Below are 19,965 nucleotides of genomic sequence, written 5' to 3'. Positions count from 1 at the left end.
TACTAATCCGCCTTTTTACGTTCGATGATCAATAAACTGGCGTATAACCAAATTACAATTGAAATGAAGAAATAACCTACGTCATTGAGGGCAATTACTCCCTTCGCAAGTGACTCATAATGAGTCAAAAAGCTAAATGAGGCGACGGTATCAATCACCATGGTTGGTGCCCAGTTTTTGAACGCATCCAAAACAATATTGCTGCCACTGACAACAAACAAAAAACACACGACCACTGCCAATATAAACGCCACCACCTGATTTTTAGTCAGTGCCGACATACACATTCCAATGGCTAAAAAGGCTCCCGCCATTAACCAACTACCAATATAAGCGGCGACCACCACCCCGTTATCAGGATTCCCCAAATAATTGATGGTTAGCCATAATGGGAAGGTCAATAATAAAGACAACCCCAACACAGCCCAAGAGGCTAAGAACTTTGCAACCACAGCCTGTAGACTGCTTATTGGTAGTGTCATCAGCAGTTCAATACTTCCACTTTTACGCTCTTCAGACCATGTGCGCATAGCGATTGCTGGCACTAAAAATAAATATAGCCAAGGGTGGAAGTTGAAAAAGGGCAGTAAATCGGCTTGCTCTCTTTCATACAAACTACCGATAAAAAACGCAAAAACAGCTGATAAAATCAAAAATATTGTGATAAAAACGTAGGCAACAGGGGTAGCAAAAAAACTTGCAATTTCCCGCTTAAATAGTGTTGAAATCATTCCCATTAGCCCTGCCCTCCTTGTGTCAATTCTCGAAATACTTGGTCTAGACGACCTGGCTCAACATACAAAGTATCAACCGGTAAACGACGTTCATGAATGTGTTTATTTACCTCATGCAAAATATCACTGCCAGGTTCTGTCAATAATGTCACTTTCCCAGTGGCTCTATCGGCTTGAATATCCACTATGCCCGGCACATCTAAAAAGCCAGAAGTATCCGATGGATAACTTAAATGTAAGGTGATGGCATTGTGATATTTAGATTTTTGGATAAGTTCTTTCGGAGTACCATCAAACTTCATTTGACCTGCAGCTATAATCATTACTCGATTACACAGTGCAGACACTTCCTCAAGTATGTGAGTGGAAATAATCACTATTTTATCTTTCGCCAGATTTTGGATGAGTTCACGCACATGATGCTTCTGGTTTGGGTCTAGTCCGTCAGTCGGTTCATCTAAAATCAGTATTTGCGGATCATGCAATAAAGCTTGTGCTAAGCCAACCCGACGTTTAAATCCCTTAGATAAATTATCAATGGGTTTATCTAACACCGATTGCAGGTCTATTTTGTTAATTACATGGCTAATTCTTTGGCGTTTTAAATCCCCCTTTAAACCTCGAATATCTGCAATAAAATTCAAAAACTGCAATGGCGTCATATCACCATATGCTGGCGCACCTTCAGGTAGATAACCTATTTTTTGCTTTATTTTTTTGGGGTCTTCATAAATTGATAGGTCATCAATGAATATTTCACCATCATCTGGGGTGATAAAGCCTGTGAGCATTTTCATAGTAGTTGATTTGCCTGCCCCATTGGGGCCCAAGAATCCAACTACATCGCCAGGTTGTATATTAAAGTTCAGGTGATTAACAGCGACAAAATCACCAAAAATCTTCGTTAAATTTTTTACATAGATCATGCTATTCCCATTATGATCATTGAGTTCACCAAATTCTTTGTGAATATGGTGCTCAGAAAAAAGAAATCAAGAATTTACGCGAACAATTAAGACTATTTTTATTTTAAGTAAAACGTCAGTACGACACAGTTTCATTGCAAAGGAATTTTATTAAAAATGCAATTTGATGCCAATTTTTTTTAGGATACCAAAAAAAAAGACTTAAACTCGGTAAAAACGTTAATTTAACCTAAGTTTAAGTCTAAAATTGGTTCGGGAAGTGAACGCCTAAAGGATAACAAAAAATGTATGGCATAATCATTTCAATATAATGCCAATGTGTTGCAAAATGTGTCCCCTCAGTTTCGAGATTCACCTTGCAACAACTGATTAAAAATATGAAAGGCCTCCATGCCAATAGAGATTAACCCAATTGGGCACATTAAAACCCCGTATAAAGAGAAGTTTGCAATCCCAAGACAACCAGGTTTGGTGACTGCAGCATTTGGTCAGATAATGTTTACCCAAGCTTTCAATTCGGTAGACTTTATTCGTGGTATAGAGCAATTCAGCCATTTATGGCTAGTTTTTCAATTTCATCAGACTGCCGATAAATCCACATCCCCTTTAGTTCGCCCACCTCGACTCGGTGGCAACGAGAAAGTGGGAGTGTTCGCCTCACGCAGTACTCACCGCCCTAATAATTTGGGCATCAGTGCGGTTAGGCTGGAGAAGGTATCGTCTATAAGTGGCCAACATTGTTTAATTGTTTCAGGAATGGATCTACTAGACAACACACCAATAATAGATATCAAACCTTATATTCCATATTCAGATAGTATTGCCGACGCCGCAGCGGGTTATGCGCAAGATAAACCAGAAGAGTTACTCGCCGTTAGGTTTTCGAAAAGCGCACAACAACAGCTAACTATCTACCAGCACAAATATCCCCATTTAAATATTTTGATTGAGCAAATACTAAGTCAAGATCCCCGTCCGGCGTATCACAAAACCACAACAAGCGATCGCCTTTATGGGGTAGCTTTATATGATTTAAACATCCAATGGCGTGTTGCAGAACATTGTTGTGTCGTGGAACAAATCAACCAGATTTAAACGCTTACAGAGGTAAATCTGGAAATATCCGACTAAGCTGTTGCCGATTTAACTTCCAGTGAGATTGCAGAGCCTTGGCATACCAGTAACGAACGTCGCTAGTCGCCATCAAATCACGCCCCTGATACAACTTTTCAGGAGCAAGACCAGGCCAATCACCGAGCACTTTTCCGCCGCTTAATTCGCCGTTGAAAGTAGCGAGCGCACCACCGGCTAAAAACATACTGCTTGCAGTGCCATGATCAGTGCCCATAGTGCCGTTGACTGCAACAGTACGGCCAAATTCAGTCGACACAATTACCAGAGTATCTTGCCACTTCTGCCCCATTCCTAGTTGCAAATTTTGAATCCCTTTATCAAGCAATGAAAGATTACGAGACAATCGTCTTACTTGATTATTGTGTGTGTCCCAACCGTTTAACTCCAGCATTGCACAATTGGCGCTACTATTTGCCAGCAAGTGCGCACACTGTTTTGCCAAATAATCAAAACCGGTGGGTCGTTTTTCTTGCATCATCATGCTTGGGTTTTGTTTTTGCTCGATTACTGCCTGTAGGTGTGAATTTAAGGCCGGGTCTTTGGCATACATGTCATTTAAGCGATTTAACAAGTCCTCAGGTGCCTCTGGAAAACTAGAAGGGAACCATGTATCAACATCAACCCCGGAATTCGTAAGACCATCGCGAAATGCAATAGGAATGCTGCGTGATATCGCTAAGCCTCCGCCATTTATTTCCTTTAATGCTCGTGCTAACCATCCGTTGTCATGGTCTGTCTGATTCAATCCCGATTCCATTTGATCTTGAGCATCAAAATGCGAGCGTTGTCTATAACCACTTGCCACGGCAACAACAGGTGACATTTGTTTTTGTTGATATAACTGATGCATAAAAGCCAAGTCTTTGGCTAGGCCGAACTGAGAATTCAAAGTATGCAATTGCGATTGAATAGGCTCAATGAGCCCTTTTCTATGTTGCTGTAAATAAGGGTCTGCTACAGGTACAACTGCATGTAAACCGTCTAATGCTCCCCTTAAAAATATCCAAACTAATTTTTTCTGCTGGAAATTGCGGTTAAAAGCAAACGAAGCAGACGAGTTCAGTAATATCCAACCAGCAGCGGCTCCCTTAATAAAATTTCGTCGGTTAACACTTAACGTTTCATTCTCATAATTCATCATTAGCATTATCTCCGCTGAAACTCAGGACTTAACAGCAATAGAGCCAAACTTTGTTGTTTGCTTTCTGCTCTTTTAATATGAGTGAAGGTTTGCGTACTCATCAATGGCCCTAACGCTGTCTTGGCGACTACTAGAGGGTCCACTTTGTTGCGTTTAATCACAACAGAAGAGAAGTAATTAGCCCATTCGATGCGAGCATCTAACGCACCTGTCCCTAACCATTCGCTTTCTTCATCAGCGTAACCGGCAGGAGACCCCGCATTGAACAAGCCTTGTCCAAGAATCTCAAGAGTTTTAAATAACCTAGGTGACGGTGATGACTGATTACATGCTCGACAACTGGATAACACAAAGTCTCGAGGCGTTTTTAGCTTACGGGAATTCAATGACCAACTTTGCGGATGGTCAATTAAAGTAGAGATTACCGTTGGAATATCCCCATCACTACTTATCCAAGATTTAGTCATTGCATCGACTAATACGTTGGGAGGGTTGTCAGCAATAAAATGTTTGGCTAACTTGTAACTCAAATGCCGCGCTGTATTTGGATGATTTGCTAAATCAGATAATATTTGCAATCCCTGTTGCATACTATATTCGAATTTAAAACCTGTTTTAGTCGCAATGCGGCTTTCGCCATAGACTTTACCCAGTAAAACCCGATCACCTGGTTCATGCGCTTGCCATTTAAATAGGAACCCAGGCTTTTCGCCTCGTTTGACATTTCCAACGCCCCAACCGGTTATTGCTCGCGCCATCTCGGTGACGTCATTTTGTGAATATCCGGCATCCACGCCAAGGGTGTGCAATTCCAAAATTTCACGGGCTAAATTTTCATTTAATCCAGTAAAATTGAGGTTCTGCTTAGCATTGCGTTTTTTCCCTAATTTGCTATTGGGGCCAATTGAACGCTCATTATTTAAATAAATAAGCATGCTCGGATGGGTTATTACAGCCTTGAGCAAGTTAGCAAAACTACCGTGCAGATTGGGCGCTATGGCTTCGACTTCCATTGTAGGTGCAATTAGATTGAGTAATGCGTTATTGCTGGTGACACTAAAATGGTTTGAAAAAAAATCGAGTAATCTCGACTGTAATGGTTGCCCATGATTAATGCTAACTAGCGCAGTTTGTTGGGCCAGTTGGCGAGATGATTCTTGCAGTCCTTTGCGGGTCAATTTAAGTTCGTCCGCGCTCATCTTTGAGGTTGATTTTTTCGCATGCTCCTCTTGCTTTTTAAATTGATGGTATTGCACAAAAGCTTGTTCACTTGTCCAGTCTGAAGCGGGCAAAACAAAAGGTTTAAGTTGGCCTTTTAACCACTGTTGAGCATCGACTAAACTCTTACAATAAGATAAATCCTTAATGCTTTTCTGATCCGCGCCATAGGCGAAACGGTTCATAGCGATATAAGCATATTGCGATAACATATGTTTCCTCAATACCCTGCTGATGGGATATAAAATCGAGTATAACCCCAATCTTCTTGGCAACAAGTGTATTTGTTAGGGTATGCAAGTACTTTTGCGCCGCCTGAGAATAGCAAAATCTATGCAGTCTCAATTTAATACGAAAATAGTGACAAGAAGTTTATCCTGACAAGGATAATATCCCTTTTGCCTTTTACAGGGTGCTGGTAGAATGGCGGCCGTTTACGATTTAAGAGCAAAATAAGGATCAACTAAGCTGATGCGTACCAGCCAATATCTGTTATCTACCCAAAAAGAAACTCCTGCCGATGCGGAAGTGATTAGCCACCAATTAATGTTACGGGCTGGGATGGTTCGTAAGCTTGCTTCAGGTTTATATACTTGGCTACCCAGTGGCCTACGAGTGCTCAATAAAGTGGCTGACATTGTTCGTCAAGAAATGAACAAGGCTGGAGCGATAGAAATGTTGATGCCGGTGGTGCAACCAGCAGATTTATGGCAGGAAAGCGGACGGTGGGACGAATATGGTCCAGAATTGCTGCGCATTAAAGATCGCCACAATCGTGATTTTGTTTTAGGTCCAACTCATGAAGAAGTGATTACTTCCCTTGTTAAAAATGAAATCAGCAGTTACAAACAACTGCCAATAAACCTCTATCAAATTCAAACCAAGTTCCGTGATGAAGTACGCCCTCGTTTTGGCATAATGCGTGGTCGTGAATTTACCATGAAAGACGCCTATTCATTTCATACATCAGATGAATCAATGCAGCAAACCTATGCTGGAATGTTTCAGGCTTACTGCAATATCTTTGAGCGCCTAGATTTAGAATATCGTCCGGTTATCGCTGACTCCGGTTCAATTGGCGGTGCGGTTTCCCATGAATTCCATGTATTGGCTGATTCCGGTGAAGACGCCATTGCCTTTAGTAATGGTTCAGATTACGCAGCCAATATCGAAATGGCTGAAGCGATTGCGCCCTTGACTGAAAAATTGCCGGCCATGGCAGTAAAAACCCAAGTTGCCACTCCTGATGTAAAAACCATTGAACAAGTTTGTGCGCACTTTGATATCAGTGCCGACAAAACGGTTAAAACCATAATCGTTTTAGGTGAACAAGATGACAAAGGACAACAAGGTTTAGTCGCGCTAGTGCTGCGCGGCGACCATACGTTGAATGACATCAAAGCCGAAAAGCTAGATTCAGTGTATGCGCCCCTCACAATGGCCTCAGAGCAACAAGTTTTACAAACGTTAAGCTGCGAACTTGGCTCAATTGGTCCAATAGAGCTTTCTATTCCTGTGATTGTCGATAGAAGTGCAGCCCACTTAACAGATTTTGTTTGTGGCGCAAACAAAACAGGGTTCCATCTAACTGGCGTAAACTGGGAAAAAGACATCGTAGACTATCAAGTTGCCGATATACGTAACATTGAAGCCGGTGATCCCTCTCCAGATGGAAAAGGTACGTTAGAGATCAAACGCGGTATCGAAGTGGGTCACATATTCCAGCTAGGCGATAAATACTCCGAAGCAATGGGCTGTGGTGTACTCAATGAACAAGGCAAACACCAGATTTTATCTATGGCTTGTTATGGTATTGGCGTATCGCGCATTGTTGCGGCGGCCATTGAACAAAATCACGATAAATTCGGCATTATTTGGCCTGATGCTATCGCCCCTTTTCAAGTTGCATTGATTCCAATGAATATGCATAAATCTCATCGTATTCAACAGGTTGCAGAGTCGCTGTACGAAGAATTAGTTGCTGCTGGCATAGACGTTCTCTTTGATGATCGTAAGGAACGTCCAGGTGTCATGTTCAATGATATGGAACTGATTGGTATTCCTCATACGATTGTCATTGGTGAACGCAATTTAGACGAGAATAACGTCGAATATAAACATCGACGCACAGGCGAAAAGCAGCTAGTCAGTATCAATGATGTATTGTCGCTGTTACAAAAGCAATAAAGAATTTAATAGCAAAGACCAACCGCTAGGTTGGTCTTTTTCCTGCTAAAATCTATTTCCATATATTTTTCAATAACTTTGAATAACTTCACATCTTAATTGTTGAATTAGTCAGTGATACGCTATGCTAATATCTGCGAATAATAAGTTCGCAAGGACAAACTGCAACAAAGAGATGGAATATGCGATTAACCTTTTTCGGTGTTAGAGGCTCAATCCCTGCACCGGGTCCAGAATATATAAAGTATGGTGGCAATACAGCCTGCGTGCACATTGAATTAAATGATGGCACTGACATTATTCTCGATGCAGGCACAGGGATTAAAAACCTCGGTCAAAAATTAATTTCAAAACAGACCGATGTACATTTGTTGCTGACCCATAATCATTGGGATCATATTCAGGGTTTTCCATTTTTTGCACCTATATATCAGCCTGACAGAAATATATTTATCACACCAGGTATGACGACCTTGGATGAAAATAACGCTATTTTGAATCAGATGTCTGGCAGTTATTTTCCAGTTCATTACAAATCACTACAGTCAAATATAGAACTCAAACCTATACCTGAAGGCATTAATAGTTGGCATATTGGCAGCGCTAAAATTTATCGTCACCCAATGAACCATCCCGGCAGTGGCAGTTCTTATGTGATTGAAGCCGATGGTGCTAAAATTGCCTACATCACCGACAACGAACTTTACCCTCCCTACCGTAAAGAAACTGATTTTCTACAATGGGTAGAGTTTGCAATGAGCGCCGATATTATTATTCACGATGCCCAATACATGCTGTCTGACATGCCAGGTAAATCAGGTTGGGGACACTCGGTGGCAGAAGAAGCGGTAAAGCTAGCTTTAGCATGCAGAGCTAAGCGTTTAGCACTTTACAGCCATGATCATATTCGTACAGATGAAGACATCGCAGCGATTGAATCCCATTGTCAGGAAGTCATAGCTATTGCGGAAGATGATCTGCAAGTTTTTGCTGCGGCAGAAGGATTGGAAATCGTATTTTAAGTTATATCTAAACACTACTTTGCAGAGTTTGACGGCTCGATATTGTCGGCCAGAACGTCGGCCACAACGCGATTGCGGCCATTTTCCTTTGCAAAGTACAAACGCTCATCAGCTTTAACAAGTAAATCATCTAAATCAGTGCCATCAACACCGAAATACGAAATCCCAGCACTAAGGGTGATATTGATTTCTTTTTTATTGTAGATAAATGGCTTATTCATTAGTTTTTTACGTAAAGAGTCAACTTGTTGGAAACTATCTTTAGGCTTAGATGCTAGCATAATCAATGCAAACTCTTCCCCGCCAAAGCGCGCCAGTAGATCACTTTTTCGGGTGTGTTTTTTCAGAAAATCTGCCACAAAACACAGCGCAGCATCGCCAACATGATGACCATATAAATCATTAATTTTTTTGAAATAATCAAGATCAAATAGCACTATAGTTAAAGGCACATTGTGCCTTTTCGCATATTCACTAGCAGATGCATACACATCGATTAATTTCATCCTATTCGCTAAGCCAGTCAATTTGTCAGTACCAGCCAATTGCATAAGTCGCTCTTCGTTCTTCTCCCGATTACGCTCATACACATGAGCGAGAGCAATCATCAGCACCCCGCTGAGTATTACGTTCAATGACACTGTAATACTCAGCGGAATATCATCAGTCATAAATTTCAAATGAAAAATGCTAATTCCCAATGTCATAAAAACAATCGAGAAGTAAAAGCCAATTTTTTTACCTAATAACAAGTAGGAAATAACGGGGATAGTTAGAATCCAAACAAAAATGGATTGTGAGGAACCAGGTACGGATAAAGCATACATCATTATCGAAAAAAACGGGAAAAGGTAACTGATTACCCAAAATTGAAAATTAGTGGTTTTGGCAATTTGACGCCACACTAGGAGTGAAAATAATCCATATCCTACCTCTAGAAAAGCCAAAGTATAGAGCTCTCGATAAATATTGATCAAACCAAAAACAAAGCCGCCGATAAATGTTATCAGCAACAATACTTGCAAAACTTTGCGTCGATATTGGGTATTTTGATCAAAATCGCTAAGCATCGATAGTCTCATACAACCAAAATGAACTTATGGATTTATTCTTATTCGCAGAATAACCCCATTCATCATTTATTACTAAAAGAGATAAAAATTAATTTAATAGTACTGACAGTCTAATGTTATTAGCTGCAAATGGGTATGATAAGACGAAATAATATCAATAATAATTGCCGTTAATTTCCACAAGACTGCAATTTATTGCCGCCTATGTCGAAATTAAGCTACTTTGTAGCAGTTTTTTCCATTTTGTTTGGCTGCATACAAGGCTTTATCTGCACGATTAAATAAACTTAGTTCAGTGTCACCATATTGATACATAGTACTGCCGATACTACAGGACATTTTATGCTTGGCCAAAATCGGATTTTTATTCATAAAATCCTGAATTCGTTCAGCTATTTTACCATTCACAAGGTTGTCACTACCTGGCAACAAACAACAAAATTCATCACCACCAAAACGAAAAGCATAGTCACTTTCTCTTAGTGACTGACGTAATACGTCTGCCGTGGCGGTTAATACTTTATCGCCCTCATGATGACCGAAGGTGTCATTAACGGCTTTAAACTTATCCATATCAATCACCAGTAGTCCAAAACCTTCGCCAGCCCGTTTGGCCTGACTAAGTAAACGCACCAAGGATTCTTGATAATGTACTCGATTACCCAATGACGTCAGATAGTCTTTAAGGGCAAGCTGTTTAACACTATGAAACTCTAGTGCATTTTTTAACGGAAATTTGAATAATCGATGTAAATCATTGAGTATTGCCGCTTCCCGCAAACTTAACACTTTGGAAAAAGAATATACTAGGGTAGCAAAAATCGTGTGTTTACTTACTTGATCTAATGTTTTGATATTATTAGATTTTTCTGGCTCTCCAAGGGTAACTAAACCACTTGAAAATTTAATAGTTAAACCATCTAAGTTTAACTTCGCTCGCAATTGGCGATAAAATACTTGAGCAATCTTTTGCAGGTCGATACTCGAAGCCAATTGCAACATAACTTGATGAGATTCGGTATGGCTTAAGCCGCCCTTGTAGGGATCTGAGCTAAACAAATTGTTATCTTTCAACGCAGTGTCAAAAAGCTGTGTCATGTGCTCCAAGGCGAATGCTCCTGCCAATTTATTGGCGAATTTACGTCTAAATACGTAATTTATTAATTAAAAATGTTTTATGATTGGTTAATTAGCAATCTCTGTGCCATCGATTACTGCTAATATTAAAGTAATGCTAACGGCAAATATGCCCGTTCAGCTTACTCCTCAGTCAACAAGTTCACGCGGTAAAAAATTAGCCAAATAAAGAGATAAAATTTATGCATGTGGGTTTCACAAATATTTTGGTATTGATGACTGTTGCGGTGTTAACCGTGTGGGGATTCAAACGTATAAACTTACCTCCCATACTCGCATATCTAGCCTGTGGAGTAGTCGCTGGTCCGCACATGCTAGCAATCATCGATCATCCAGAAGAAATTCACTTTTTCGCCGAGTTAGGCATCGTCTTTCTATTATTTTCGTTGGGCTTAGAATTTTCTCTTCCTAAAGTCATGGCTATGCGCCATCTGGTTTTTGGCATTGGTTTAGGCCAAATGATACTGACTACTCTGGTTTTTATGGGGATCGCCAGTGTATTTGGATTCGATTTAAAAGCCGCATTAATCATAGGCGGCATGATAGCCCTTTCTTCAACCGCGATTGTGATTAAACAAATGAGCGAACGAGGCACGTTAAATACGACCCGAGCACAAATGGTTGTCAGTATTTTATTATTTCAAGATCTGGCAGTGGTGCCTTTGCTGATACTAGTCCCTTTGCTCTCAGATCAATCCCATAGCAGCTTATGGTTAGCGATTGTGATGGCACTTTTAAAGGGCACAATGGTAGTCGGTATTTTAATGTCTGTAGGCAAATGGCTACTACCTAGAATCTTTAATGAAGTAGCGCGAACGCGTACCGATGAATTGTTTGTGCTAACGACTATTTTGGTTGCCTTGGTAGCGGCAGGTTTAACCTACTCGTTTGGCCTTTCCATGGCACTAGGAGCATTTCTAGCGGGAATGATGTTAAGTGAAAGCCAATACAGGCATCAACTAGAAGCGGATATTCGGCCCTTTAGAGATATTCTAATGGGGTTATTTTTTATAACTGTTGGTATGCGTTTAGAAATGCAGACTTTAGCATCACAACTACATTGGATAGCTTTGGGTTTAGTCACCATAATGATAATAAAAATCCTGATCATTCGTGCTTGTGCTTGGCTATTTAAAGCCGACAAACTAGATGGCTGGTCAACAGGATTAAAGCTCTGCCAGATAGGTGAATTTAGCTTTATTATTGCTGCACTGGCGGTAAATCACGACATTCTCAGTGCTGAACAAGGCTCTGTTTTGATGGCAATCGGTGTGCTCAGTATGGCGGTTACACCTTGGTTGATTGAAAATAGTCTCGACATGGCTAAATATATTATTGGTAAACCCGACTTACAATTAGACCCAATGGATGAAGATAATTATCATCCTAGCATGCAAGACCACGTTTTGATTCTTGGTTTTGGCCGAGTTGGTCAATCAGTAAGCCGCTTATTAAGCGTGGAGAAAATCCCCTATTTAGTCGTAGACTTTGATCCCGTGCGGGTCAATGAAAGCCGAAGTGCAGGACAACCCGTGGTGTTCGGTGACGTCAGTCAACCAGATATATTAAAAGCCGCTGGAATCGATAAAGCCAAATTAGTGCTTATCACCTTTGATGAACACCAAAGAGCCCTCAATGTAATCAAGATCATCTCGGAAATGCACCCAGAATTGCCCATAGTGGTTCGCACTAGAAAAGACTACCACCTAGAAGAACTTTATGCGGCTGGCGCTAGTCAAGTTGTGCCTGAAATTCTCGAAGGCAGCCTTATGTTGGTATCTCAGATACTCCATTTATCCGGTATCCCTATGGCGCGAATTTTAAAACGGGTTCGTTCAGAGCGAAAAGATCACTATCGACATATGCACGGTTTCTTTCCTGGAGAAACCACTGAAATTAGCCAAGGTACCAAAGATAAGCTGGAATTTATGCACGCTGTGCAACTAACTGAAGATGCGTTTGCGGTCGGTAAAACAATTGAACAGTTGGATCTTTTTAAACGCAAAATAAGTTTGCATGGGTTACGCCGAGCAAATATAGAAATTACTAAGCCTGATGTTACAAAGCCCCTACAACCTAACGATGTTATCGTGATCTCAGGCAAACCGCGACGAGTAGAACGCGCAGAACACTTTTTATTAGAAGGGCATTAAACCTAATCTTGACTATTTATTAGGTCTATTTTTGATTGCGGGGTCACATAACACCCTAGCGTTAGCGACAGTATCCAATATAACTACTGAGTATTCCGAATCAATATTATCAGTATTGGTATCAGTAATAACGGCAAGGTAAGGTGGGGATGTAGAACGCCATGACAAATCATTTGCACCGTTATTGCCAAAAGCAATATCGGCAATATGATAACGAGGGTCAGCCTGAACATGCACAGTGATGAGTGCCTGTCCTGTACCTGTTATTTCAGTGATAGTGCCATCATTGTTGGGGCCACCAGTAAAACGGTAGCTGTATGTGTGTGCATTCGTAGCAGGTGTATTGGTGTAGCCACTTCCTGCAGCACTGGGGAAATTTCTTACATCTAAAGTTACAGTAGCATCCATAATCCTTTTCCTTGTAGTTGGTAAAATGCCATATTTTGGAGGTATTGCCGTATCAAAAGATACGGTTTTATGAATTGGACATAATTGTTCTCTTACAATTCTAATCCCTTTCCCGAATAGTACAAATTTTAATCAACCAAAAATGGGGTGAATGCTATATAACCTGAATTATTTAAACGTTGTTGATGTATATTAAGTTGCTGATCATCCCCTAACAAGCTTAATACAGTAGTCAATTCGATTAGCCGAGTAAAAGGTAACTTATCCGGCTTAGGATTTACTCCATATTCCAATTCAGTCTCAGTCTCAGTCTCAGTCTCAGTTAACAATGCTAAAGCTTGTTGCCAATATTGTTGGGCGGTTTGTTGTTGTTCGATTTTAAAGGCTATCTTTCCTTTTAAAATTAAGCCGCGAGAATACACCAAACGAAAATCTTCGGTTTTTTCCATTTCTTGATTATGCCATGCAGGCTCAATATTCTGTTCAAATTGCTCGATATAATGAAGCGCCAAGTCTATTTGGCCATTTAACAAAGCAAATTCACTTTGAGCGACTTTAAGATCTCCATAGAATTGTAAAGTCCTTTCCTCTTTTTTCTTTAGGTTATAAGCCTTCTCAATCAGTTTTTCAGCTTGCTGCAAATGTTGTTTAGCTGACCGACCAGACATTAGCGCAAGCTGCCATAGGCAACGTCCGTAATCCAACATCCAGTACGCATTTTGTGGATCTTGATTAAATAATTGTTCAGCGATATCTTTTGCGGTTATGTACAATTTAGTGGCTTCTTCCACATCCCCTAAATGGACGCTTACGCTGGCTAAAAGACGATTGGCGTACAAAAAGTCTTCTTTCCAGATAATATTATCTGGATCCTCTTTAATATTTTTTTTAATCGCGGCATTTTGTTCTTCGAAATAATTCTTTGCTTCATTAAATCGTCCTTGTTGTAAGGCAAGACTTCCCAACCAAGATGACGCATTTGCCATATCGTATCTTAACTGTAAATTATCTGGTGCTTGTTCAGCCCACTGAACGTAGAGATTACGCACTTCCAACATTGCCCTTTTAGCTTGCTCAAAATTGCCACGGCTTTTATCCAATATCGCCAGGTTCTGATAACCGTATGCAGCCTCTATTTGCCAGTCAGGATTATTGCTGTCCATTGCGGCTAACCTAATTGCACTATCTCGATAACGAATTAGCCATTTTTCGGCATCGTCCAAGCGCCCTTGTTGCCAGGCTACGTTGCCAAGCCAATACTCAGCTTGAGATAAATCGAACAATCGGGTGCCATTTGAAGCGTCTCTTTCGTATAAGGCTTTAGAACGTTCATAAGCTTCAGTAAAAGCTGCCATGGCCAATTGATAGTCGCCTTCATTCAGGCGCACTTCGCCTATGCCGGTTAATGAACGGGCTTGTTCCGCCAATGCGCGGTCAGATAAATCTCGTTTGTTTAACTTTGAAAAATAGCTTGTCGCTTTATCATCCACTGAACGCATTAAATCCAAACGTCCAACGGTTTGTAAGCGCTCACGTAAGTCACCTAACATAAAACCGACAATGTCTTCGGCTTGGTCTTGGCGCCGTTGTGCATCATTACGGGCGATGACAGCAGTTATCGCCAATGCGGAGGCAAACGCCATTCCGGCAAAAGAACCTACGCTAATTAACGCCAAACGTTTATATCTGCGCTGTGCATCTCGCTGCGCTAGGCTATCAAAGCCCACGCCTAACAAACCTGCTACCAATTTCAGAAATGCCCTGTCTTTACCATCTCCTTCCATTCTGGCATCAGCAGCCAACGGCTCTCTATTAGGCTGGCCAGCTTGTGCGGGTTTGAGCAAAGCTGGGGGAAAACAAGCTATCTCAGGATCACAGCTCATAGGATCGCCATCGGCAATAAAACACAAAATACGCTCTTCACGACCCATTTTACGGAATTCAGTGATTTCGGTATTCACCCATTTTGACTTCGCAGAGAAAGGCGAGCAGATGACAATCAGCGAGGATGAGTTCTGCAACGCTTGATTGACCCTTTGGCCCAAATTTCCTGCCGTTGGGAGTTCATCGCGGTCACGAAAGATTTTTCCAATTCTACGGGGAACAACACCAAACTCAGCGGATTGACCAATTAGTTTAGCGGGCACTCGATAGGCTTCTAACTTACGCATAAGCCAGCGAGCCAACTTTTCATCTTTGTGGCTGTAACTTATAAATGCGCTGTATTGCATTTTATTCCTCAGGATCAGATTGAAAGAGTGAACATGACATATACAACAGCAACATGTGGTTAAATAGTATACAAGTCTCCTATAAAAGAAAAGGAAGCATCGGTTTTACCAAGCCGAGTGCCACCAGCGAATGATATAAAATCAGGTTTAACAAATGCTTTATTGATGATAATTTATACAAATATCGGAGTTTAATGTTAAGGAATAGTGACTGATGTCATCAGCTCTCACAATTAATATAGGGGTTACCGGTCATCGCGATATTCCACAACAAGATATCCCCATTTTAGAAAAAGCCTTGCTTGAAGAGCTGACCTCGCTGCAACAACAATGTCCTAGAAGTACGATTCAAATTTTATCAGGTCTAGCAGAAGGTGCTGACCAGTTAATGGTCAAAGTCGCCTTGAAACTCAAACTTAAAGTAACTGCGATTTTACCCTTTGACGTGCAAGAATATGAAAAAGACTTTAGGTCTCCCCAATCCTTAGAAACCTTCCGTAGACTCTTTGAACAATGTTCCGAAGTGAAGATTTGCCATCGTAAAGCCAATACACCAAGAGTGGAAGGGTATACTGCACTAGGCAAAACACTGGTAGGTTGTTCTGATTATCTAATCGCTATTTGGGATGGTGTAATAGACCATAAAAAAGAATCAAGTTCCTATGCGCTAAAAACCGGTGGCACAGCAGACGTAGTAAGAATGTGTATCGAAGGACTCGTTGACGAAAGCAGCCTGCTATTTTCTAAGCCTAACAAAACATACTGTAAATGGTTAGTCAGTACACGAGAACGTCATGCCACCCTACCTTTAAGTGTGGGAAGCGAAGAAGATATTGGAAGTTGGAAGGCAATAGAAGCATATGGCGTGCAAAATGTCAGTTTGTTTAATGAAATTTTGGCGAAAACAGAACGTTTTAATACTGGTGCGCTACGTATTAAAAAGAAAGACAAAGCCAAGAGTTTAACTCACCTGCTAGGAGAGCACCCACCGACGGAATCATTAGCCCCCATCAAACACTTAGTTGATGCCTACTGTATTGCCGATTGTCTTGCACAAATTCGTCAACATCAAAGATTAAAATCATTAAAATGGATTACCACCCTATCCTTTTTTGCGATCTTCGCACAACAAGTTTATGTTGGGCTATTTGCCACACTGACTTGGTTTTTAATCCACTTGTTTCTAGTTGGAGTGGTAGTACTTATATATTGGCTCTTTTTCGTCGGCACCGAATCAAAAGAAGAACAGTATGTGGAATGGCGCGTATTTGCTGAAGATCTTAGGGTGCAAATTTTCTGGCACTTGTCTGGTATTCCTGATCACAGTGCAAATAACTATCGCACGACAAAACTATATGAGATGGATTGGATTGTAGATAATTTGAATAAACTGATGTTGCAAGTCCCTTCTCCCAGCAAACAACACATTCATTATGTGCGCAAGGTTTGGATATTAGACCAAAGAAATTACTTTTATGGGCAAAGAGGAGAAAGGGGAAGAGCATTTGCATTGCTTAACAAATCAAAACAATATCAACGAAATTCAATTTTTCTATTTTGCTTAGCAATAGCACTGATGTTCTTTAGTGTAGCAAAAATCCAATTCAATCTTATTCCCGCTTTTTCGATATCAATCTTGTTCATTATTATTGCTATGTCGTTTATCAGCTCAGCATTATTGAAAACCTTTGCTGCGCAGATGGGCTTTGAGGAGCTTAGTCAGCGCTACTTGCGAACAGGCTACTTCTTCCAACAGGCGATGAATAGAATGTCTTTGTTAGATCAAACTTACGCTTCTGAAACTGAAAATATAGGGAGCTATCAACAGGTCATTAAAACCATAGGTATTGAGGCATTAAATGAAAATGCAGCTTGGTTACAGCTGCATAAAATGAATGCTTATCAAGTTCAGGTTAGTTAACTTAAACTTGATAAGAAATGACAAATTTTAATTCGTAGGGATGCTGATTTATGCAATCTAGTTGTTTAAACCCCGTGAATTGCAAGCAAGATAAGCGCAAAATTACTGCGCTAATAGCAGATTGCGCTCCCTCGCTTGGGTTAATTAAATTTTAGTTAACCAGTTATGGGTGTCTGGCGCTTCGCCCCACTGAATTTGGTTTAATGCTTGGCGCAATCTAATTGCTTTAGGACCCGCTTCTCCGTTACCCACTTTGATATCTTTACCATTGTGAATTAAGGTTCCTACCGGAGTCAAAACCGCTGCGGTACCAGACAGAGCGGCTTCAGTACCAGGTTTAGCCACCCGTTCTAATAGTTCAGTCACAGAAAGGTTACGTTCGCTAACCTTCATTCCTAAATCAGCCGCAAGGGTTAGTAGTGTAGCTCGTGTAATACCGTGTAAAAATGAGCTATCTAAGGCTTTAGTGATAATTTCATCGCCGTCAATCAAGATAAAGTTAGCAGCACCGGTCTCTTGTACATCACCATTAGGGCAAAATAAAATTTGATCAGCATTGTACTGCGCTTTACCTGCTAAAATTGGCCCTAAAGCACTGGCGTAATTACCGCCACTTTTAATCATGCCCATATGTGGCGCACAGCGCATCCCATCTTCCGCTAATAACAATCTTAATGGACGAGCTCCACCAGCAAAGTAATCACCCACCGGTGATAACAATACATACAGCATTGAAGTAGCTGATGGTGCCGCAGCTTTACCTATTGAAGGCTCAGTACCAATATGGGTAGGTCTGATATACATTGAACCTGGAGGCTGGGGAACTTCATCAGCGTATTTTTTTACCATATCAATAATCATCTGTGATAACTGATTTGCATCAAACTCAGGTAAAAACAATAATTTAGAGCTCTGTGCCATACGTTTTATATTTTCTTCCATACGGAAAATATTGACGCTGCCATCAGCATGACGAAATGCTTTGAGACCTTCGAAACAAGTACTCGAATAATGTAAGACATGAGCCCCGGGGTGCAATTGAATACTTTCAGCGCTGACAAACTCAGCCTTACTCCAGTGATTATTTTCAAAGGTAGCAAGTGCCATCTCAGGCATAAAAACAGTTCCAAATGCAGCCATAATAGTCTCAAATCTCCAAAATAATAATAAGGTCAATTTACCGATAGAATTAAAAGTAATCCTATCTTGTAATATATATACGATTTTACGCTAGAAGCAGGGGCAAACACTAGCATTGTAAGGATAAAAATGTGTTTTAGTGTCCATCAATGCGAATCAGCTAAGATAATTGACTAAAAATTCAGAGACAAAATCAAAGTTGAGGTGGATTTACCCTAAAATGAACACTTGAAGTGAGTTCCGCAGGTGCATCATTTGCAAAAATAATATGTTGCTCACATAACACCGCAATCACCTGATCTTGCCAACATAAAAGCAAACTTCGCTGTCTTTCCCAAACTGGCACATCCCACTGTTTAAACCATTGTTTCAATAATTTGGAATGGGGTTGATCAAGGGGTTTAAATTTAAGACTATTCACCTTAGATTTTATGGTTAATTGACCAATGTATTTTTCTGCAATATGTAAATGCCCCAATTCATTGGGTAACAAGGTGTTAGCTGAATCTAAAGTAAGATGAATATCTTCTTCAAATGTTTGCTTTTTAATGCAATACATATGCTCTCGAAAGCGTCGCAACTGGTGCTGGCCTAGGTCAATGATGGGGTTGCCATCCTGCTTGGCACTAAGAAGTTTAGGTAATTCCGCCAGCACGGTTTTAGAAGGCATATCGATTTTTTGTTCTGCTAACCAATATCGCACTATTTGATTTTGCCATGGGCTAGATAGTGCACGTAACTTGCAAATATGAATCGCAAATCGTTGATTCACCATGGTCTGCAAATGTTTCCCGTTTACTTCATCTAACAACTCTTGTTGTTCAGCGCACAACTGGGCTGAGCGGTTTGCTGCCGTTGCCAAATTTGGCCAGCGTTGCAGTAAAGTTGGAATCACTTCTGTGCGTAAAAAGTTTCGATCAAATCTTGTATCGTGATTCGACTCATCTTCGATCCAGTGTAATTGCTTGTGTTTGGCTAATTGCAGAATTTCATGCTTCTCTAATTCCAGAAAAGGTCGCGCTAGGGTAATACTGTTTTCATTTACCGCAGATTGCGCCATTGCTGAGAGCCCTTTGGGACCAGCCCCGCGCTTCAACTGCAATAGCACCGTTTCCAATTGATCTTGAATATGTTGTCCTAACAAGATCAAACCATGATGTTCGGTCATGGCTTCAAGGGCTTGATATCGCACTTTTCTAGCGGCCGCTTCAACTCCCCCATTACCACTGGCATTGACCTTCACCTGCTGAATTTTTAGTGGAATATTGAGCTCAGAGCAAACTTGCTGACAATGCTGTTGCCACTTTTCCGCATTGGGACTTAAGCCGTGATTAACATGCACAGCAAGGTAATCGTGGTCAGGAAATTGGTTCGCTAATTCGGCAACAGTGATCAGCAGCAGGTGAGAGTCAACACCACCGCTGTATGCGATAACAATTTGCCTAGCGGGTCCTTGAAGGAACCTTTCAACAAGTGCTGTGGTACGATTTTGAATATTCATAAGGCAAAAACCGCCTTGTAAATACAAGACGGTTTGAGG

15 protein-coding genes are annotated in these 19,965 nt (G+C 40.8%); 5 read left to right on the top strand and 10 right to left on the bottom strand.

The genetic code is table 11. The annotated features are described in order from the left end of the window. Positions 1-2: 2 nt before the first annotated feature. Positions 3-737 (bottom strand): ABC transporter permease subunit, encoded by a 735-nt coding sequence (locus ABWV72_RS07080; protein ID WP_216049947.1) that lies wholly within the window; start codon positions 735-737, stop codon positions 3-5. Then, complete coding sequence (locus ABWV72_RS07075) at positions 737-1,660, bottom strand: ABC transporter ATP-binding protein (RefSeq protein WP_216049946.1); 924 nt, start codon at positions 1,658-1,660, stop codon at positions 737-739. The genes ABWV72_RS07080 and ABWV72_RS07075 overlap by 1 nt, the downstream gene beginning before the upstream one ends. 390 nt (positions 1,661-2,050) lie before the next feature. Between ABWV72_RS07075 and tsaA the strand changes: the two genes are divergently transcribed. Beyond that, the gene (tsaA, locus tag ABWV72_RS07070; protein ID WP_216049945.1) at positions 2,051-2,755 is read left to right on the top strand and encodes a tRNA (N6-threonylcarbamoyladenosine(37)-N6)-methyltransferase TrmO; all 705 of its coding nucleotides are present in this window, start codon (positions 2,051-2,053) and stop codon (positions 2,753-2,755) included. A 4-nt stretch (positions 2,756-2,759) separates the two neighbouring features. Here tsaA and ABWV72_RS07065 read toward each other — a convergent pair whose 3' ends face one another. Together ABWV72_RS07065 and ABWV72_RS07060 are read right to left on the bottom strand one after the other, a co-directional pair. Beyond that, positions 2,760-3,935 carry a DUF1501 domain-containing protein gene (locus ABWV72_RS07065; protein WP_353369572.1) on the bottom strand — a complete coding sequence of 392 codons (1,176 nt, stop codon included), beginning with the start codon at positions 3,933-3,935 and terminating at the stop codon, positions 2,760-2,762. 5 nt (positions 3,936-3,940) lie between these two features. Beyond that, positions 3,941-5,365, bottom strand: a complete 1,425-nt coding sequence (locus ABWV72_RS07060; protein WP_353369570.1) for a DUF1800 domain-containing protein — start codon at positions 5,363-5,365, stop codon at positions 3,941-3,943. 259 nt (positions 5,366-5,624) lie between these two features. On the opposite strand from ABWV72_RS07060, the gene ABWV72_RS07055 reads away from it, so the two are divergent. After that, the gene (locus ABWV72_RS07055) at positions 5,625-7,340 is read left to right on the top strand and encodes a proline--tRNA ligase (protein WP_353369568.1); all 1,716 of its coding nucleotides are present in this window, start codon (positions 5,625-5,627) and stop codon (positions 7,338-7,340) included. Between the two features lie 182 nt (positions 7,341-7,522). Then, positions 7,523-8,362, top strand: a complete 840-nt coding sequence (locus tag ABWV72_RS07050) for an MBL fold metallo-hydrolase (RefSeq protein WP_353369566.1) — start codon at positions 7,523-7,525, stop codon at positions 8,360-8,362. Between the two features lie 14 nt (positions 8,363-8,376). On the opposite strand, the gene ABWV72_RS07045 is transcribed toward ABWV72_RS07050, so the two are convergent. After that, positions 8,377-9,432 carry a GGDEF domain-containing protein gene (locus ABWV72_RS07045; protein ID WP_353369564.1) on the bottom strand — a complete coding sequence of 352 codons (1,056 nt, stop codon included), beginning with the start codon at positions 9,430-9,432 and terminating at the stop codon, positions 8,377-8,379. 216 nt (positions 9,433-9,648) lie between these two features. After that, positions 9,649-10,533: a GGDEF domain-containing protein gene (locus ABWV72_RS07040; RefSeq protein WP_353369562.1), complete on the bottom strand. Its 885-nt coding sequence runs from the start codon at positions 10,531-10,533 to the stop codon at positions 9,649-9,651. A gap of 221 nt (positions 10,534-10,754) precedes the next feature. Here ABWV72_RS07040 and ABWV72_RS07035 point away from each other — a divergent pair, with 221 nt between their 5' ends. Further along, complete coding sequence (locus tag ABWV72_RS07035) at positions 10,755-12,725, top strand: monovalent cation:proton antiporter family protein (RefSeq protein WP_353369560.1); 1,971 nt, start codon at positions 10,755-10,757, stop codon at positions 12,723-12,725. Positions 12,726-12,737: 12 nt separating this feature from the next. Here ABWV72_RS07035 and ABWV72_RS07030 read toward each other — a convergent pair whose 3' ends face one another. Together ABWV72_RS07030 and ABWV72_RS07025 are read right to left on the bottom strand one after the other, a co-directional pair. Further along, positions 12,738-13,133, bottom strand: coding sequence for a hypothetical protein (locus ABWV72_RS07030; RefSeq protein WP_353369558.1), 396 nt, complete (start codon positions 13,131-13,133; stop codon positions 12,738-12,740). A gap of 128 nt (positions 13,134-13,261) precedes the next feature. Beyond that, a complete protein-coding gene (locus ABWV72_RS07025) occupies positions 13,262-15,364 on the bottom strand; it encodes a TIR domain-containing protein (protein ID WP_353369556.1) in 2,103 nt (700 codons plus the stop codon). Positions 15,365-15,578: 214 nt separating this feature from the next. On the opposite strand from ABWV72_RS07025, the gene ABWV72_RS07020 reads away from it, so the two are divergent. Continuing rightward, positions 15,579-17,285 carry a hypothetical protein gene (locus ABWV72_RS07020; protein ID WP_342807182.1) on the top strand — a complete coding sequence of 569 codons (1,707 nt, stop codon included), beginning with the start codon at positions 15,579-15,581 and terminating at the stop codon, positions 17,283-17,285. Between the two features lie 144 nt (positions 17,286-17,429). On the opposite strand, the gene ABWV72_RS07015 is transcribed toward ABWV72_RS07020, so the two are convergent. Beyond that, positions 17,430-18,425: a branched-chain amino acid aminotransferase gene (locus ABWV72_RS07015; RefSeq protein ID WP_353369553.1), complete on the bottom strand. Its 996-nt coding sequence runs from the start codon at positions 18,423-18,425 to the stop codon at positions 17,430-17,432. A gap of 193 nt (positions 18,426-18,618) precedes the next feature. After that, complete coding sequence (gene tilS, locus ABWV72_RS07010) at positions 18,619-19,926, bottom strand: tRNA lysidine(34) synthetase TilS (RefSeq protein ID WP_353369551.1); 1,308 nt, start codon at positions 19,924-19,926, stop codon at positions 18,619-18,621. Positions 19,927-19,965: the final 39 nt, after the last annotated feature.

Source organism: Aliiglaciecola sp. NS0011-25 (assembly GCF_040370605.1).
GTDB classification, from domain to species: Bacteria; Pseudomonadota; Gammaproteobacteria; order Enterobacterales; family Alteromonadaceae; genus Aliiglaciecola; species Aliiglaciecola lipolytica_A.
This window is presented reverse-complemented; position numbering and strand designations above follow the sequence as displayed.